Annotated in this window: 14 protein-coding genes; 11 read left to right on the forward strand and 3 right to left on the reverse strand. The window is 49.4% G+C overall.

What is annotated here, in order from left to right:
* The first annotated feature begins 9 nt into the window (after nucleotides 1-9).
* The 8 genes from VC28_RS00845 (at nucleotide 10) to VC28_RS00880 (ending at nucleotide 10,836) form a co-directional block, all read left to right on the forward strand.
* Nucleotides 10-2,457, forward strand: coding sequence for a heavy metal translocating P-type ATPase (locus VC28_RS00845; RefSeq protein WP_049629002.1), 2,448 nt, complete (start codon nucleotides 10-12; stop codon nucleotides 2,455-2,457).
* 36 nt (nucleotides 2,458-2,493) lie between these two features.
* On the forward strand, nucleotides 2,494-2,688 hold the full coding sequence (ccoS, locus tag VC28_RS00850) for a cbb3-type cytochrome oxidase assembly protein CcoS (RefSeq protein WP_049629003.1): 195 nt from the start codon (nucleotides 2,494-2,496) through the stop codon (nucleotides 2,686-2,688).
* On the forward strand, nucleotides 2,685-3,506 hold the full coding sequence (locus tag VC28_RS00855; RefSeq protein WP_049629004.1) for a sulfite exporter TauE/SafE family protein: 822 nt from the start codon (nucleotides 2,685-2,687) through the stop codon (nucleotides 3,504-3,506). Before ccoS ends, VC28_RS00855 begins: the two co-directional genes overlap by 4 nt.
* A 287-nt stretch (nucleotides 3,507-3,793) precedes the next feature.
* On the forward strand, nucleotides 3,794-5,464 hold the full coding sequence (locus VC28_RS00860; protein WP_049632062.1) for a BamA/TamA family outer membrane protein: 1,671 nt from the start codon (nucleotides 3,794-3,796) through the stop codon (nucleotides 5,462-5,464).
* Between the two features lie 96 nt (nucleotides 5,465-5,560).
* Complete coding sequence (gene gloA, locus VC28_RS00865; RefSeq protein ID WP_049629005.1) at nucleotides 5,561-5,944, forward strand: lactoylglutathione lyase; 384 nt, start codon at nucleotides 5,561-5,563, stop codon at nucleotides 5,942-5,944.
* 1 nt (nucleotide 5,945) lies between these two features.
* A complete protein-coding gene (locus VC28_RS00870) occupies nucleotides 5,946-7,574 on the forward strand; it encodes a protein adenylyltransferase SelO (protein ID WP_049629006.1) in 1,629 nt (542 codons plus the stop codon).
* Nucleotides 7,575-7,644: 70 nt separating this feature from the next.
* On the forward strand, nucleotides 7,645-8,445 hold the full coding sequence (gene djlA, locus VC28_RS00875) for a co-chaperone DjlA (RefSeq protein ID WP_049629007.1): 801 nt from the start codon (nucleotides 7,645-7,647) through the stop codon (nucleotides 8,443-8,445).
* Between the two features lie 597 nt (nucleotides 8,446-9,042).
* Complete coding sequence (locus VC28_RS00880; protein ID WP_049629008.1) at nucleotides 9,043-10,836, forward strand: glycosyl hydrolase family 18 protein; 1,794 nt, start codon at nucleotides 9,043-9,045, stop codon at nucleotides 10,834-10,836.
* Between the two features lie 169 nt (nucleotides 10,837-11,005).
* On the opposite strand, the gene VC28_RS00885 is transcribed toward VC28_RS00880, so the two are convergent.
* Nucleotides 11,006-11,827 carry a universal stress protein gene (locus tag VC28_RS00885; protein WP_049629009.1) on the reverse strand — a complete coding sequence of 274 codons (822 nt, stop codon included), beginning with the start codon at nucleotides 11,825-11,827 and terminating at the stop codon, nucleotides 11,006-11,008.
* A gap of 171 nt (nucleotides 11,828-11,998) precedes the next feature.
* On the opposite strand from VC28_RS00885, the gene VC28_RS00890 reads away from it, so the two are divergent.
* A complete protein-coding gene (locus VC28_RS00890; protein WP_049629010.1) occupies nucleotides 11,999-12,472 on the forward strand; it encodes a MaoC family dehydratase in 474 nt (157 codons plus the stop codon).
* A gap of 115 nt (nucleotides 12,473-12,587) precedes the next feature.
* Nucleotides 12,588-13,499 (forward strand): hypothetical protein, encoded by a 912-nt coding sequence (locus tag VC28_RS00895; RefSeq protein ID WP_197085465.1) that lies wholly within the window; start codon nucleotides 12,588-12,590, stop codon nucleotides 13,497-13,499.
* Between the two features lie 24 nt (nucleotides 13,500-13,523).
* On the opposite strand, the gene rnt is transcribed toward VC28_RS00895, so the two are convergent.
* Nucleotides 13,524-14,150 (reverse strand): ribonuclease T, encoded by a 627-nt coding sequence (gene rnt / locus VC28_RS00900; protein WP_049632063.1) that lies wholly within the window; start codon nucleotides 14,148-14,150, stop codon nucleotides 13,524-13,526.
* A gap of 92 nt (nucleotides 14,151-14,242) precedes the next feature.
* The gene (pyrC, locus tag VC28_RS00905) at nucleotides 14,243-15,280 is read right to left on the reverse strand and encodes a dihydroorotase (protein ID WP_049629012.1); all 1,038 of its coding nucleotides are present in this window, start codon (nucleotides 15,278-15,280) and stop codon (nucleotides 14,243-14,245) included.
* A 195-nt stretch (nucleotides 15,281-15,475) separates the two neighbouring features.
* Here pyrC and VC28_RS00910 point away from each other — a divergent pair, with 195 nt between their 5' ends.
* Nucleotides 15,476-16,543 (forward strand): MotY family protein, encoded by a 1,068-nt coding sequence (locus tag VC28_RS00910; RefSeq protein WP_049629013.1) that lies wholly within the window; start codon nucleotides 15,476-15,478, stop codon nucleotides 16,541-16,543.
* Nucleotides 16,544-16,693 lie beyond the last annotated feature (150 nt).

The raw sequence follows: 16,693 nt of genomic DNA on the forward strand, positions 1-16,693 counted from the left end.
TACCGGCCGATGAATTTGCCTACTTCTACGGGTACCGAAACTGGACAAGCGTGTTATCACTGCGGCTTGCCAGTCCCTCCCGCCAGTCATTATCCGGTCACAATACAAGGGCAGGAGCAGTTAATGTGCTGTCCTGGTTGCCAGGCAGTTGCTATGGCAATTGTCGATGGTGGCTTGGATAGTTTTTACCAATTTCGTACCAACAACAATGAGCGCCCCTCAAATCAGCTGGACAACGATCAAGGACGTTGGGCAATTTACGATTTGCCCGATGTCCAGAGCGAGTTTGTCATTCCTTTTGATTCCTCCCTCATTCAAGTTAACCTGCTGTTGGAGGGTATTAGTTGCGCGGCTTGTAGCTGGTTGATCGAAACCCACCTAAAGCAGAACCCTGCGGTCAAATCGGTCACTGTCAATTTGAGCACCCATCGCTGCGCAGTGGTGTGCGAAGCAGGGCAACCTCTTAGTCAAATTTTCCAGGCGCTTGCTGCTATAGGTTACTTGCCGCGCCCGGCGACTGATGACCAGCAACAGGAGCTAATCAAGAAAGAAAACCGTATTGCCCTGTTCCGCATTGGTGTTGCGGGCTTTGGCACCATGCAAGCCATGATGGTTGCGGTCGGTATGTATACAGGGGCTACCGATTTTTGGCTGGACTTCTTGCGTTGGTTGTCGATGTTGGTGGCGACACCGGTAGTATTTTTTTCGGCATGGCCGTTTTTTCAGGCGGCATGGCGCAGTATCCGCATGCGTCACTTGGTGATGGATGTGCCCGTGGCTTTGGCAATCGGCTTGGCCTATCTGGCGAGTGTGTGGGCGACGCTGACCAGCAGCGGCGAAGTCTATTTTGAATCCGTCTCCATGTTTACGTTATTCCTGCTGGTAGGGCGTTATGTAGAACTGCGTGCACGTCACCGCAATCGTTTGGCATTTGGTAATCTCGCCCAGCTTATGCCACTGACGGCTTGTTGTTTGCGTGAAGAGAACGGTTGTGAAACTGAGCAAACTATGCCGCTGAGGGCGCTTGCGTTGGGCGACAAGGTCAGGGTCAAACCCGGTGAGACGTTTCCTTGTGATGGTCGCGTTTTGGCAGGGGAGAGTACTGTTGTTGAAGCCTTATTGACGGGCGAATCCCGCCCGGTCGTCAAACGCTCGGGTGATACTGTTATTGCTGGAACTTTGAATAATCAAAGTCCACTGACAATTGAGGTAACGGCGGTGGGCGCAGCGACCCAGTTATCTGCCATCGAGCGTCTTGCCAGTCAGGCTGCTGACGAAAAGCCACAGCAGGTACTGGCTGCCGATCGCATAGCGCGGTTTTTTATTGCGCGGTTACTGGTTGTCTGTACGGCAGTATTTGTCTTCTGGCTCTGGTATCGCCCCGATCACGCACTTTGGGTCACGCTTTCTGTGTTAGTAGTGACTTGTCCCTGCGCGTTGGCATTAGCGATGCCAGCTGCCTTATCGGCTGCGACAGCCAATTTGCGCCAGCGCGGATTTCTGGTAGCCCGCGGTCATGTCGTTGAAACGCTCAATAGTATTAATCGGGTAATTTTTGATAAAACCGGTACCCTGACCAAAGGGCAGTTCAACGTAGTCAAGATTATTGCTGCTAATGGCGAGCTTCTGCCCAAGTCAGAACAAGATCGTTTACTGGGGTTGGCTGCGGCGCTGGAGCGTGGTTCTAACCATCCCTTGGCTGCCGCATTCCATCTTTGGGCTGATGCGTATCACGCTGAAGATATTAAGCAAACAACGGCTGCGGGTGTTGAAGGTCGGATCGAGGCGCAGCGCTATCGTTTGGGTACACTGGAGTTTGCAGCCGGCGCTTTGCCTTCTGCGCTAAGGAGTTCACTCACGCTGCCGGATGGCCATTACAGCTGGCTCTTGTTGTCGGACGAGCAGCAAGCACTTGCCTGGATTGCACTGGAAGACGAGCTTCGTCCCGATGCAGCAAGTGTTGTGCAATCGTTAAAATCTCGCGGTATATCTGTCGAGCTGCTCAGCGGTGATCAAACGGGTGCTGTGGCGCAACTTGCCCGGCAATTGGGGATCGATGAGTTTATTGCAGGTGCCAAACCGGGCGACAAATTGTCGCATCTGGCCAAGCGGCAGGCGGCAGGTGATAAAGTGTTAATGATTGGCGATGGTATCAATGATGTGCCTGTATTATCCGGTGCCGATGTGTCAGTGGCGATGGCATCTGCTTCAGATCTTGCCCAAACCCGTGCTGATTCGGTGTTGTTGAATGATCATCTGGGTGTGATTGCCGATGCCCTGGATATAGCCCGGCGTACCAAAGCCATTATCCAGCAAAATTTACGGTTTTCATTGGCCTATAATGTTATCGCTCTGCCATTGGCAGCCGCAGGTATGGTTCCACCCTGGCTGGCCGCACTGGGTATGACTGCCAGTTCATTGATTGTTATTTTCAATGCACTGCGCCTGACCCGCTAACGCCGGCTTCACTGACACTAACCCCGTGAGTTATTGATGGAAAGTCTTTATTTTCTTGTTCCCTGTGCCTTGGTGTTTATTGGTCTGGCGATCAAGGTATTGTTCTGGGCCATTAATAACGGCCAGTATGACAATTTGGATACAGAAGCCCACCGCATCCTGTTTGACGCAGAGAAAAAGAACAAGGATTCTGCTCAATCTGCCCCTGACGATAAGAATCCCCTTCCATGATCGATTGGCCTGCGCTTACTGCCGCGTTTTTACTTGGTTTGTTTAGTAGTGCCCACTGTGTGGGTATGTGTGGCGGCATTATGGGTGCCTTGAGTATGGCGATTCCCGCCCATGCCAAGGCGCGTCGCTGGGTTATTTTGGTGACCTACAACGTCGGGCGAATCCTCAGTTATGCCTTAATGGGCGTATTAGTTGGCGTTTTTGCGCGGCAAATCGCCGAATCAGGCGGTGCAACCTGGTTGCGTTGGTTGGCCGGTGGGCTGCTTATCGCAATGGGCTTGTATCTCGCTAATTGGTGGCGGGGGCTGACTTATCTGGAAAATGCCGGACGCTATCTCTGGGTTTACTTACAACCCTTGGGTAAACCGCTGATGCCGGTTGATAACCCCGGCAAAGCGCTCTTGCTTGGTGGGCTCTGGGGATGGCTACCATGTGGCTTGGTCTACACTGCGCTGGGATATGCCATGGCGCAAGGGGATGGTGTTGGGGCAGGGCTGGTGATGCTGGCGTTTGGATTGGGTACGTTGCCTAGTGTGTTGGCAACTGGTTTTGCGGCCCAGCAACTTGGGCGATTGCTGCAGCGTCCACAATTGCGTTGGAGTATGGCGGTGTTGGTGATCATCTTCGGCCTGTGGACCATTTGGGGTGGCGGCCATCACCATGGACATCACCACTCTGCTGATCATTCAGCAATGGATCACGAGTCTATGAATCATGAGTCTATGGATCATGAGTCTGCAGATCATGAATCGACGGATCACGAATCGATGGATCACGAATCGATGGATCATTCGCAGCATCACCATCATTCTGAATAGTTGCCCGCCGTTACAATTTGATCTTTTTCTCAAAAAAACTCTTAACAGTGTCTCGCTAGGCTAATGAATTTTGCCATGCTAAGGTGCGCGCCTGCTAAGCTTGAAACTGAAAGGATCTTTTTCTGTCCTAGTTTCAGGAGCGATTCCACAATCGTATTGAGTGAGCGTTTGAGACATTTATGCTGATTAAAACCCCTCGTACCGGGTTCATCTGCCAACCGGGCTGGTTGATGGCCGGAAGCGTCTGTTTCAGGGCTTGTGCTTTGGGGCTATCACTTTTCATATCAGTGTCGAGTGCACACGCAGATGATTCAGCCTCTCTCGCTGGTGACAATCAATCCGATACTGATGCAAGCTGTGAAAATTTTTACCAATCTTACAAAAAAGTAGCGGATGTTAAAAACAGCCGCATCAAATCTGATTTATTCAATGGCCTTGAAGGCAAGCAAATTCGTCACATCCAATTCAATACACTTTCGGTGTTTGATGAAGAGGATCCTGATGAAAATAATCGTCTGTATTTATTCCTGAATAAATTGCATATCAACACGCGGCCAAACGTGGTGCGTGCGCAATTACTATTTAACGAAGGCGAAGCACTGAATATTAAAAAAATTGAAGAGAGCGAGCGCATTTTGCGTCGCAGACCTTACTTAACCAATGCCTATATAGTGCCTGTACGTGTTTGTGCCGGGCAGGTTGATATTATGGTCGTTACCCGTGATGCATGGGCATTGGAACCGCAGCTATCGTTAAGCAAGGAATCGGAAGGTACCAAGTCAGGTTTTGCTATTGCAGACGGGAATATTTTTGGTACAGGAAATAGCTTGACCATTGGCTATGAAGAAAATACCCAGCGCAATTTGATCAGTTACGATTTCAGTAATCCGCACATTTTTAACTCGCAAATTGCAACGCGGCTTTATTATGCCGACACCAGCGATGGCCGTGACACTATCGTTGATGTTTCCCATCCATTTTACTCATTGGAAACTCCGTGGGCTGCAGGTTTTTACACACAGGATGTGAGTCTTAATCAACTTATTCGCCATATGGATGAGCAGATTAATGAATTTCGTCACCAACGCATGAGCAACGAAATTTATTTTGGTCTGGCAACGGATGTCAATTCATCCTACACCCAACGTTGGTTAGTCGGTATCACGAATGAGGAGGATAACTTTTTCGTTACCGATGAGACCTTGCAGAACATTCCAGCACAGCGTAAGGCAGCTTATCCTTGGGTTGAGTACCAATTTCTTGAAAATCGATTTGGTGTTTTCAAAAACGTTAATCAAATCCAGCGTCCTGAAGATATAGCTCTCGGTCATAACGTCAGTTTCCGTGTTGGTTATGCCGGAACCCAATTTGATAACCCGGACGATGTGATCCGTTATCTTGGTGATTACACTCACATCAGGATTTTTAATAATCAACATGTTTTTGAAACTTCTGTCACATTAGATGGCCGTCACCACTCCAAACTGGAAGGGGTTGATAGCACCTTGTGGGGATTGAGCCTTGCATACAATTATTTTCAGGATGACAAGCGTCGTTGGTATTTAGGGTTCCGTTACGATGCAGGGCAAGATCTTGCGCAATATGAGGAGTTGACGGCGGGCGATGTCACGGGTTTGCGCGGCTATCCAACGGATTATCAGCGCGGTAATGAGCGCTATGTGGTTACGCTTGAGCGTCGCTATTTTTCCGATATCCATATTTTTAATTTGATGCGTGTCGGCGCTGTTATTTTTGCTGATGTCGGCAAAGCGTGGGGGATAGAGCAATACGGTTATAGCCCTTTGCTAAGCAATGTCGGTGTGGGGCTGCGTTTAAGTTCCAGCAAGGTGCGCATTGGCAATGTTGTGCATGTGGATTTTGCAGTGCCCACTTCTGCGCGCAACGCCAAAGGTGTAGGCGAATATCAGTTGACAGTCGGCGCTGAATCAAAATTTTAAATTTATTCAGTCGTATTGATTTACGAATAAATTTTCCTTCTTGTTCCATCCATAAATTTATTTATCCATGTATCTCTTTATTAACGAAAGGTCAGTATGCGGATTCTTCATACCATGTTGCGTGTGGGCAACTTACAAAAGTCCATTGATTTTTACACGAAAACCTTGGGTATGACGCTGTTGCGTCAGCAAGATTATCCTGAAGGTAAATTTACGCTTGCCTTTGTTGGTTATGGCGATGAAAAAAATAACACCGTCATCGAATTAACTTACAACTACGGTGTAGAGAGCTACGATTTAGGTAAGGGTTATGGGCATATCGCTTTGGGATGCGATGATGTCTACGCTACTTGCGATGCAATCCGTGTAGCCGGTGGGAAAATTGTACGTGAGCCAGGGCCTATGTTGCATGGCACAACCATTCTGGCGTTTGTTGAAGATCCTGACGGTTATAAAATTGAACTGCTAGGTATCAAATAACGTGGCGCTTGTGCTTTCGCAATTATCGCAGCTTCAATTTGACAATCGTTTAGTACGTGAATTACCTGCTGACGAAGAGAAACAGGTTTTCCCTCGCCAGGTATTGGGAGCGGCTTATTCATACGTAATTCCTACTCCGGTAAAAAATCCACAACTGGTATGCGCTGCTGCAGAAGTGGCAGCGTTATTGGATTTACCTGACACTATTTTTGACCAGGATGATTTTGCACAAACTTTTGCGGGCAACAAACTACTCGATGGCATGCAGCCTCACGCCTGTTGTTATGGTGGGCACCAGTTTGGTAATTGGGCAGGGCAGTTGGGTGATGGCCGTGCAATTAATTTAGGTGAGGTGCTCAACCAGCGAGGTGAGCACTGGACCTTGCAATTAAAAGGCGCTGGGTTAACACCGTATTCGCGCACAGCAGATGGCCTTGCTGTGTTGCGTTCATCGGTGCGCGAATTTCTGTGCAGTGAAGCCATGTTTCATTTAGGTGTACCTACCACGCGTGCTCTTAGCCTTGTTGCGACTGGCGAATATGTGCGGCGCGATATGTTTTATGACGGTAATCCGCAAATGGAGCCGGGTGCAATTGTATGCCGTGTTGCGCCTAGTTTTACCCGCTTTGGTAATTTTGAAATTTTTTCTGCGCGTGGCGATATTGCATTATTAAAACAATTGGCTGACTTTACTATTCGCACAGACTTTTCGCATTTGTTAGCCCAACCCTCAAGCGTTATCGATTCCTCTGTTTATGTGCAATGGTTTAGCGAAGTGTGTATTCGCACGGCGCAGCTAATGGCGCACTGGATGCGTGTTGGATTTGTTCATGGTGTGATGAATACCGACAACATGTCCATTCTTGGTTTGACGATTGATTATGGGCCTTACGGTTGGCTTGAAGGTTATGATCTTAACTGGACGCCCAATACAACCGATGCCCAAGGTCGTCGCTACAGATACGGTAATCAGCCGCAGATCGCCTTATGGAACCTTGCGCAGTTAGCCAACGCCATATACCCATTAATCAATCGTGTTGAGCCGCTCCAGGAAGCATTGGGGCAATATCGCAATGAGTATGAGCGCTGCGCAGAGCGCGACCTGACAGCCAAGCTGGGCTTGAGTGTGTATAACCCCGCGCAGGATGAAGCCTTGGGAGACCAACTATTTCAGATACTGCAGTCATCTGAAATAGACATGACAATTTTTTATCGCACACTTGCCGATTTACCCGTGTATGACATTCATCAATATGCGGATCCGCAGGTGGTTGATATCGTGCGCGATGCGTATTACGCACCACCCGGAATGGCAGCCGAATCCGCTATGGCTAGTTGGTTGCGTTCCTATGCGCAGCGAGTGCAACAGGATTTTGTGTTGACGGGAAGCGATGAAAACACAAGACGTGCACGCATGAATGCAGTGAATCCCAAATATGTGTTGCGCAACTACATGGCGCAACAGGCAATTGATAAAGCTGCGCAAGGTGATTATTCCGAAGTAAAAACCTTGTTGCAGTTACTGCGCAACCCATATGAAGAACAACCGCAATTCCAACGCTATTTTGCCAAGCGTCCGGAATGGGCGCGGCATAAAGCAGGCTGCTCTATGTTGTCATGCAGTTCCTAGTACAAGTAGTAAAAATATTCAGTTCAAACGCGGCCAGTGTGTATTTAATTAAATTGTGTAAGAGAAAATCATGATTGGAAAAGTAGTGGGTTTTTTAGCAGGGTTTTTAGTGTTGGGCCCGGTTGGTGCTGTCATAGGTATTTTTGCAGGGCATTTTTTGTGGGATAAAAAACGCCAGGCAAAGCCGCATTTATCTGGCGAGCAATTGCATGCGGTGCAAACCAATTTTTTCACTACGGTATTTGTGTTGCTCGGACATTTAGCCAAGTCCGATGGGCGAGTAAGTGAAACAGAAATTCAATTGACTGAATCGCTGATGGTGAAAATGGGTTTGACTGCTGATCATAGACGTGAGGCGATCAATTTATTCAAACAAGGTGCTGCGGATAATTTTGATTTTGATGCAACTATGATCACCTTTAAGCAACACTGCGGTGCAAGCCCTAATCTCATCAATATGCTGTTAGTTAATCTTGTGAATCTGGCGATGTCTGACGGAGTTTTGGATGAACAAGAGGCGCAAGTGTTGCGCCGTGTTGCGGAGCAATTAGGGTTTTCCCGTTTTGCGTTTGAGCAACTGTTGCGAATGTTGAATGCGCAAAATGCCTTTAAACGTGAACAAGGGGAAAGCACGCAAGGTGGTTATCGATCACCGCCGCGTGCAGATGAGTTAACGCTGGCCTACGAGGCCTTGGGTGTCGAAAAAACAGCAACAGATGCAGAATTGAAAAAAGCGTATCGCAAGCTCATGAGTGAGTATCATCCGGATAAACTGATTGGCCAAGGCCTACCTGATGACATGATTAAAGCGGCCACAGAGCGCTCCCAGGAAATTCAAGCGGCTTACGATTTAATTAAAAAATCCCGCTGATTTGCTTATAAAAAAATTTTATAAATTGCTCCATTGTGCCCTTGGTTTTGTAGAAAAAAATATAAAAAACCAAGGGTAAACAATACTCATCCCCCGATCCTCATCATTCCTCCCCCGAAAAATGTGTGACACCTCAATCAACTTTTTTGCAAGGTGTTGACAACGTTGTCCATTAGGGTGTAATTTCAACCTGTAATCGGTGTTAACGTTTTTTTACAAGAATAATAATTGTGGTATTCGCTAGGTAGCGGCTGAAAAACCTGTTTTCTCTACGACGAAAAACGCTGGTTTTTCACTGTTTTTCTCATTCAGGATCGAATCTTCCTTGCCGCGTGCAAGGCGATGTGTGCTGTTTATCCATTACTAATGCTTGAAATTTTATTGGGTTAGAAACTCAGGGCTCGTTATTGCCTAACGGTTTTCTTTTGCCTGAAAAATGCGGATGTGTTTTTGGCAGGACGCTTGTTTGACGGAGCAATAAAAATAAAGGAGCAGGATCAATTACCTGCAACCTGAGCTGTGCAAGTCCGGGAGCCTTCTTTTGTTCAGAGTGAAACATCAGAAGTGAAATGAAAAAATATACCGAGGAAAACAACAATGAAATCCTTTAGACCCTTTAGATTGTTATCAGGTTTGGGGCTGTTATCCGCTGCTGCTTTGGCTAGTGTCCAAGTGCAAGCGTATAACTGCAGTGGCGTTGCCAATTATCAACAAGGCACTTACAACACGGGCGCTATCGTAAAAAATGGCGGTAATGCCTATTCCTGTACGGTGGGTGGATGGTGTTCTGTCGGCGGCCCTTATGAGCCGGGTGTAGGTTGGGCATGGCAAAACGCCTGGAGTAGTCTGGGCGCGTGTGATGGCACTACTGCAAGCAGTACTGCGTCCAGCGTTGCATCTGTCGCATCTTCTGTGCGCAGTTCAACTGCCACTACCTCAGTAGCTAATAGTTCCGCAACATCTACTACCGGCTGCGCGGGTGTTGCTGCATGGAATAGCACTGCTGTTTATACCCAAGGCAATACTGTTTCCCACAACGGCGCTGTTTACCAAGCCCAGTGGTGGACTCAAGGTGACAACCCTGCCAATTCCGGTGACTGGGGTGTGTGGCGCAAAGTCAGCAATTGCTCTACTTCATCACAACCAAGCTCGGTTGCGGCATCATCCAAGCCAGCTTCATCAACTCCGAGTTCTGTTGCAGCATCTTCCCAGCCAAGCTCTGTAGTGGCTTCTTCACGTGCTAGCTCAGTCGCGTCTTCCAGTGCATCCAGTACCGTGGTTGTGGGCGGCAAAAAAGTAGTTGGTTATTTCGCGCAATGGGGTACTTATGCGCGCAACTATCATGTGAAAAATATTGCAACCAGTGGCTCTGCAGCCAAGTTGACTCACATCCTTTATGCCTTTGGCGATGTGAAAAACGGCCAGTGTGTGATTGGTGATGCCTATGCTGATTACGAGCGTGCCTACACTGCGGATTTGAGTGTTGATGGCGTTGCCGATACTTGGGACCAACCGTTGCGCGGTAGCTTCAATCAATTGCGCAAACTGAAAAAAGCCTATCCAAACATCAAAGTGATTTGGTCGTTCGGTGGTTGGACCTGGTCCGGTGGTTTTGGTCAAGCGGCTGCTAACCCCACTGCATTTGCCAACTCTTGCTATAACCTGGTTGAAGACCCACGTTGGGCTGATGTATTCGACGGTATCGATATCGATTGGGAATACCCGAATGACTGTGGTCTGACCTGTGATACCAGCGGTTTCTCAGCGTACAAAAACCTGATCCAGGCATTGCGTACCCGCTTTGGTGCAAACGCACTGGTAACTTCAGCAATTGGTGCTGCTCCGTCAAAAATCAACGCTGCTGATTACGCCGGTGCTGCACAGTATCTGGATTTCATCATGCCGATGACTTACGACTACTTTGGTGCATTCGCTGCGAAAGGCCCAACTGCACCGCACTCTGCGCTGTACGGTTACTCAGGTATTCCTACTGCTGAATTCTACTCTGATGCTGCGGTGCAATTGCTGAAAGCCAAAGGTATCCCTGCAAGCAAAATCCTGCTGGGTGTTGGCTTCTATGGTCGCGGTTGGAGTGGTGTAACCCAAGCAGCGCCTGGTGGTGCAGCAACGGGCGCAGCAACTGGCTCGTATGAAGCGGGTATTGAAGATTACAAAGTATTGAAAAATACCTGCCCTGCAACCGGTACTGTTGGTGGAACTGCCTACGCATTCTGTAACGGTAACTGGTGGAGCTACGACACTCCACAAACCATGGTTGGCAAAATGGACTATGTTCATCAGCAAAACCTTGGCGGTACCTTCTTCTGGGAGTTGAGTGGTGATACCTCTGGTGGCGAGTTGATCAACGTGATTGGTAACTCAATGCGTTAATGCGCACAGGTTGTTTGAAATAAAAAATCCGGCAGTTGCAAGACTGCCGGATTTTTTATTGTTGGGCTGTAGCGTTTTCGATAATCAAAACATACAGCCATAAAAAAACCGGCGGGTTATTTCACGGGAGTGAAGTTTCCGCCGGTTTTTTGTTTAGCTGGTGAAACGATTACTCGTGGTTCAATACCATCACATCGGTATCGACTGCGGCGATCAAACGCTCGGCAGTATTACCACGACGGGTTTTGGTCATACCGTTTTGACCAAGGGTACCCATTACAATCAAATCGGCACCAATCTTTTCTGCCAATGCTGAAACGACATCTGATGTGTAGCCATTTTCAACGTGGATTTTATCGTTAGGCAGGCCGCTGATGCTGACCAGCTTGCCGCGATCCGGGTAGCTCATTGAATCCAGATAACCGTTGATGACGTGCAGATCGGCACCGTAGGTTTCGGCATAGAATTTTGCAGCGGCGATAATTTTTTGGTTCAGTTCGATTTGTACATCGCGTTGTGCCTGAACGTTGATAGCAGCCAGAATCACTTTACGTTGTGCTTTTGCGCCTGGACGGATCAGTACCACAGGGCAGTATGCGCCTTTCAACAGTTCCCACTTGGATTCGGTGAAGAAGAAGCGGCTGTTGTTATTTGTCGCGTGTACTGGCAGATAAATCAGGTCGGCATCGAAACGCTTGGCAGATTCCATGATGGATTTTTGCCATTCGGACGACCAGGAGACTTCGAGTGTGTACTCGATACCGGCATTTGCCAGAGGTGTTTTGATGTTTTGTTCAAACCAGGTCAGGTCGCGGAACAGGTGGTCGTTAACTGAGCGGGTATCTACCGCATCGCCATCCACTGCCACAAATGCGTGAACCTTGGGCTTTGGTCCTTGTATCAGGGAAGAGACAATAATGGCGCGCTCAAGCGCAATGTGATGGGTATCATTGGGGTCAACAACGACGAACAGCTTTTGTGACTTGGACATACAGATGGTTCCCTAAAATAAGTGGGTTGTTATTTTCCGGTTGGGGCTAGCATAGCAACCCCTTTGGGGTTTTTACAGCGACAATCCCGCTTGCCGTGGCCGATAGCGGCTAAATAAGTTTGATATGGATTAAACTGTACGCCTTTTTTACAGAGCATCGGCGGTAACACTATGAACCTGCTTGAAAACTATCCAATCAATGAGCTGGTTGTTGGCCAGCGTGCCACTTACAGCAAGACCTTGACGGAACAGGACATCACCCTGTTTGCAGCCTGCTCGGGTGATCTCAACCCGGTGCATCTTGATAAAGAATATGCCGCTACGACTCCGTTTGGTGAACCCATAGGCCATGGCATGTGGACGGGTGCATTGGTATCAGCGGCAATCGCGATGCGCTTGCCCGGGCCGGGCTCTGTTTATCGCAGCCAAAGCCTGAGCTTTAAACATCCGGTAAAAGTGGGCGATACGGTCACTGTCACCTTGATTGTGAGTGAAATCAAGGAGCGCATAAAACTGGTGACACTGGAGTGCGAGGCTCACAATCAGGAAGGCAAGTTAGTCGCCAAGGGGGTTGCGGAGGTGATAGCGCCGGCACAAAAACAACAATTGGCTGAAGGAGCTCTGCCCTCTATCGCGATTGGCTAACGTGTGGCGATGGCGTTGTTGTCTACACTGGGTTTATAGGGAGCAGTGGTTGCTACTCTCTTGCTAACTTTGATTGCGGAGCCATTTTTCTCTCATGTCCGGATTGAGATACATATTGCTTATTACCCTTTTGGGGATGAGCAATATGCTGTATGCGGGTTCATCCGCGCCTACCCTCGAAGCCAAAAGTCCTACCGAGTCGGTGGTGATTTTGGTTCCGCCTTCGGTATTGGAGCGCCTGCAGGTTTTCCTGCGTCACGGAGAAAGTCCTGAGCGCTTCAATGATTATGCCCGTGCGGGCAATTACCGCGATCTTACAGATTACCTGTTGTTGCGTCGGGCATTGGCCACTGGCGGCAACCGCCTTCCCGTTATTGTCGAGCCTTGGCTGGATGTGAGTTACGAGCGGGTATTGCTGCGACTCAAGGCAGGGCATGCCACGGTATTCAGTAACGGGATTTGGCGCGAGGATATTGCGCAGGGAGATTCACAGGTGCGCGCATCGCCACCCCTGTTTCGCTATGGTGAGTTTGAGGTAGGGCTCTATATGAGCCCACAGAATCCCAAATTACAGACCACTAAAACCTTGGCAGATCTTCAAAAATTGAGTGCAGTATCCAGCAAGCAATGGCGCCCGGACTGGATGGCATTGGAGAGTTTGGGCTTGGTCTCGATATTCGACAATGTGCACTGGGAAAGTATGGTCAAAATGGTGCATAGCCAGCGGGTCGATTTCATGCTGGCTGGTTTTTCCACGCGACCAGATTTGTCTTATGAGGCTATGGGGTTAACCCTGAAGCCCATTCCTGGCATGAAAGTGAAGTTGGCTGGCAGCCGTGGTTGGGCAGTCAGTCTCTCGCATCCCCAAGGGCGTAAAACCTACACGGTGATTGCAAAGGGCTTGGCAAAAATGCGCAGGCAGGGCGTCATTTATCGCGCTTACCGCGATGCTGGTGTGATTAACGAAGCGGTTGCCGAATGGCAGGTACTGAATCCGGAAACGGTTCCCCTTCGCACAAGCCATTAATGGCGTGTACGAGAGGTGTGCATGTTACTCATCACTGTCGTCGGCAAGGCACTCCTGCCAACCGCCTAATTCTTTCCACCGATTCACAATCATGCAAAACAAATCAGCGGTTTTTTCTGCATCGTAAGCAGCAGAATGGGCAGCGCTATTACTGAACTCAATGCCTGCAACCTGACAGGTTTTGGCCAGCACTGTTTGCCCGAATGCCAGTCCTGCCAGGGTGGCAGTATCGAATACCGAAAACGGGTGGAACGGGCTGCGTTTGATATTGCAGCGGTCAATCACTGCGTTGACGAAGTTCAAATCAAAGTGGGCGTTATGGCCGACGATCACCGCGCGGGTACAGCCGTTTTCTTTAACGGCGCGGCGCACTGCGCTGAGCAGGTCCGTCATCACCATTAATTCCGGTTCGGCCATACGTTCGGGGTCATCCAGATCGATACCGGTAAAATCCAGCGCCGCCTGTTCGATATTGGCACCTTCAAATGGCTCAACATGAAATGAAAAGGTTTCATGGCGATGCAAGTTCCCCTCGTGGTCCATACGCAAAGTGACTGCGGCAATTTCCAGCAGCGCATCGGTTTGCGGATTAAAGCCGCCGGTCTCGACATCCACAATGACCGGCAAAAAGCCGCGGAAGCGTTGCGCCATTGGAGAATCGGGATCGCGGTTATTTTCAGGTGGATTCACTGGTCTGCCTTAAGCCTGTACAACTGGCTGTTATGGGATTAACGGTTCTGGGTTTAGCTGTTTTGTAACTGCCAGCGCAGTGTTTCACCTGCGCGCAATGGCACCAGAGGCGTATCGCCCAAGGTGAGTGTCTCGGGGACTTGCCAGTCTTTTTTCAGCAGGGTGATGGTATCGGTATTGCGAGGTAAACCGTAGAAATCTGCACCAAAGTGGCTGGCGAAAGCTTCGAGTTTATCCAGTGCTCCGGCATCTTCAAACGCTTCGGCATAGAGTTCGATTGCAGCGAATGCAGTGTAACTACCGGCACAACCGCAGGCGGCTTCTTTTTTGTCTTTGGCGTGCGGCGCGGAATCGGTACCCAAGAAGAATTTCGGGTTGCCGCTGGTGGCAGCTTGGATCAAGGCTTGCTGATGGGTACTGCGTTTGAGAATAGGCAAGCAATAGTAATGTGGGCGGATACCACCCGCGAGCATATGGTTGCGGTTGTACAGCAGGTGGTGTGCCGTAATCGTGGCGGCGACATTAGCCGGTGCAGCAGCGACAAACTGGGCTGCATCTGCGGTGGTGATGTGTTCCAGCACCATTTTCAGAGCCGGGAAATCTTTCACTACCTGGCTGAGGGTGCGCTCGAGGAATACTTTTTCGCGGTCGAAAATATCAATTGCCGAATCGGTCACTTCGCCGTGCAATAAAAAGTGCATACCGGCTTTTTGCATGGCCTCCAGAACGGGATAAATCTTTTTCAGATCAGTCACGCCAGATGCCGAATTGGTGGTGGCACCCGCGGGATAGAGTTTGCAGGCGGTGACACCGGCTGCTTTGGCAATGGCGATTTCAGCGGGATCGGTATTGTCGGTGAGATAGAGCACCATTAATGGCTCAAATTGGCTTCCCTCGGGGCGTGCAGCCAGGATCCGCGCTTTGTATTCCTGCGCCTGGGCGGCATTCATGACCGGTGGTACCAGATTGGGCATCACAATGGCTCGTGCAAATTGCTTGGCTGCATCACCTACTGTGCGGGTGAGGGCAGCGCCGTCGCGCAGATGGATGTGCCAGTCGTCGGGGCGTGTCAGGGTTAGCTGCTGGGTCATGCGGAGATTCCAATAAGTCTAGAAAAAGAGAAGTCGATACGCGTAGGGAGCGGATAAGCTAAACGTGGAAATTGGCGGCATGCTATCAAAAATACCCCATATCCGCAGCCTTAATTCTCGGCGATCATCGGAGCATTCTGCAGTTGGCTGTCTATACTGCAGTGATCTTCATTCATGTGTTGACCGGATTTGCCCATGCTGTTGCCTGTTTTACGCCATTTTACCCCACTGCTATTACTGCCCGTTCTTGGATTCAGCCAGCCGCTGTCTGCCCAGGTATACAGCGCCAGTTTCAGTGATGCCAAATGGACGGCGCAGTCGGGAGCCTTTGCCTGTAGCCTTACTCATGAGATTCCCGGATTCGGCAGTGCGCGATTTTCCCGCAGTACAGGCGTGGCAGAGTCACTTGAACTGCGGCATACCAACAAGACATTTGCTGCCGGCTCGGTGCGGATTGAATCTATCCCACCCATGTGGCGGCCGGAGGATAGCCCAGCTGTGTTAGGGCAGGCGCAGGCCACGGGCGGAACGGCATCGCTGAAAATCACCACCAAGTTAGATTCCATTACCAAGACCTTGGAGCGGGGCACCAATGTCGTGTTCAGCGGTGGCATGGGAGATATAGGGTTGCGAGTGGGACTTGAGGCGCGCAATTTTAATCCGGCGTTTAGCCAGTACCGAAAGTGCATCACCAACCTCATTCCGTACACCTTCAACCAAATTTCGCGCACCATTATTTTTTATGGCCGCAGCGCAGAAGCCTTAAGTGGCACCGCCAAAACCCAATTGGATACCATCATCCGCTACGTCAAAGCAGACCCCAAGGTGTTGGGTATTATCATTGATGCCCACAGTGACCAATTGGAAACACCCGAAGACGGCGAGAGGCAATCGCAGATCCAGGCGGAATGGGTGGCGCAGTATCTGATCGATAAAGGTATCGATTCCAATAAAATCACTACTCGTTGGCACGGCGATCAATTTCCCATCGCCAACAATAAAGACAAAGCGGGGCAGGCAAAAAACCGCCGTGTGACGGTGCGTTTGGAAAACGAGTCCACGCGCAAAGAGATGGAAAAAAAAGTAGCCGCGATGAAATTAGCAGAACAAAAAGCCGCTGAAGAAGCAGCTGCAAAAGCGGCAAGCCAATCGTCTTCGGTAAGCAGTGAATCCCTGCCAATGAATTTGCAACAGCTGGAAGATATGGTGGAACGACAAGATCTCACCAGCGGCAAGCAGCCCCGTGGCGATCTATTACGTTAGTATTTTTATGAAAAAAACCGCGTTATTTTTGTTATTTCATTTTTCTTTTCACAATGTGTGAATCCTTCTTAACCGGCACGTTTTTTTAACGCGAAATTAGTGCCGGAATTGGAATTTTTTAATTCTCTATCAGTCAGAAGCTGCGAACCA

The sequence above is a fragment of the Cellvibrio sp. pealriver genome (assembly GCF_001183545.1).
Lineage (GTDB): Bacteria > Pseudomonadota > Gammaproteobacteria > Pseudomonadales > Cellvibrionaceae > Cellvibrio.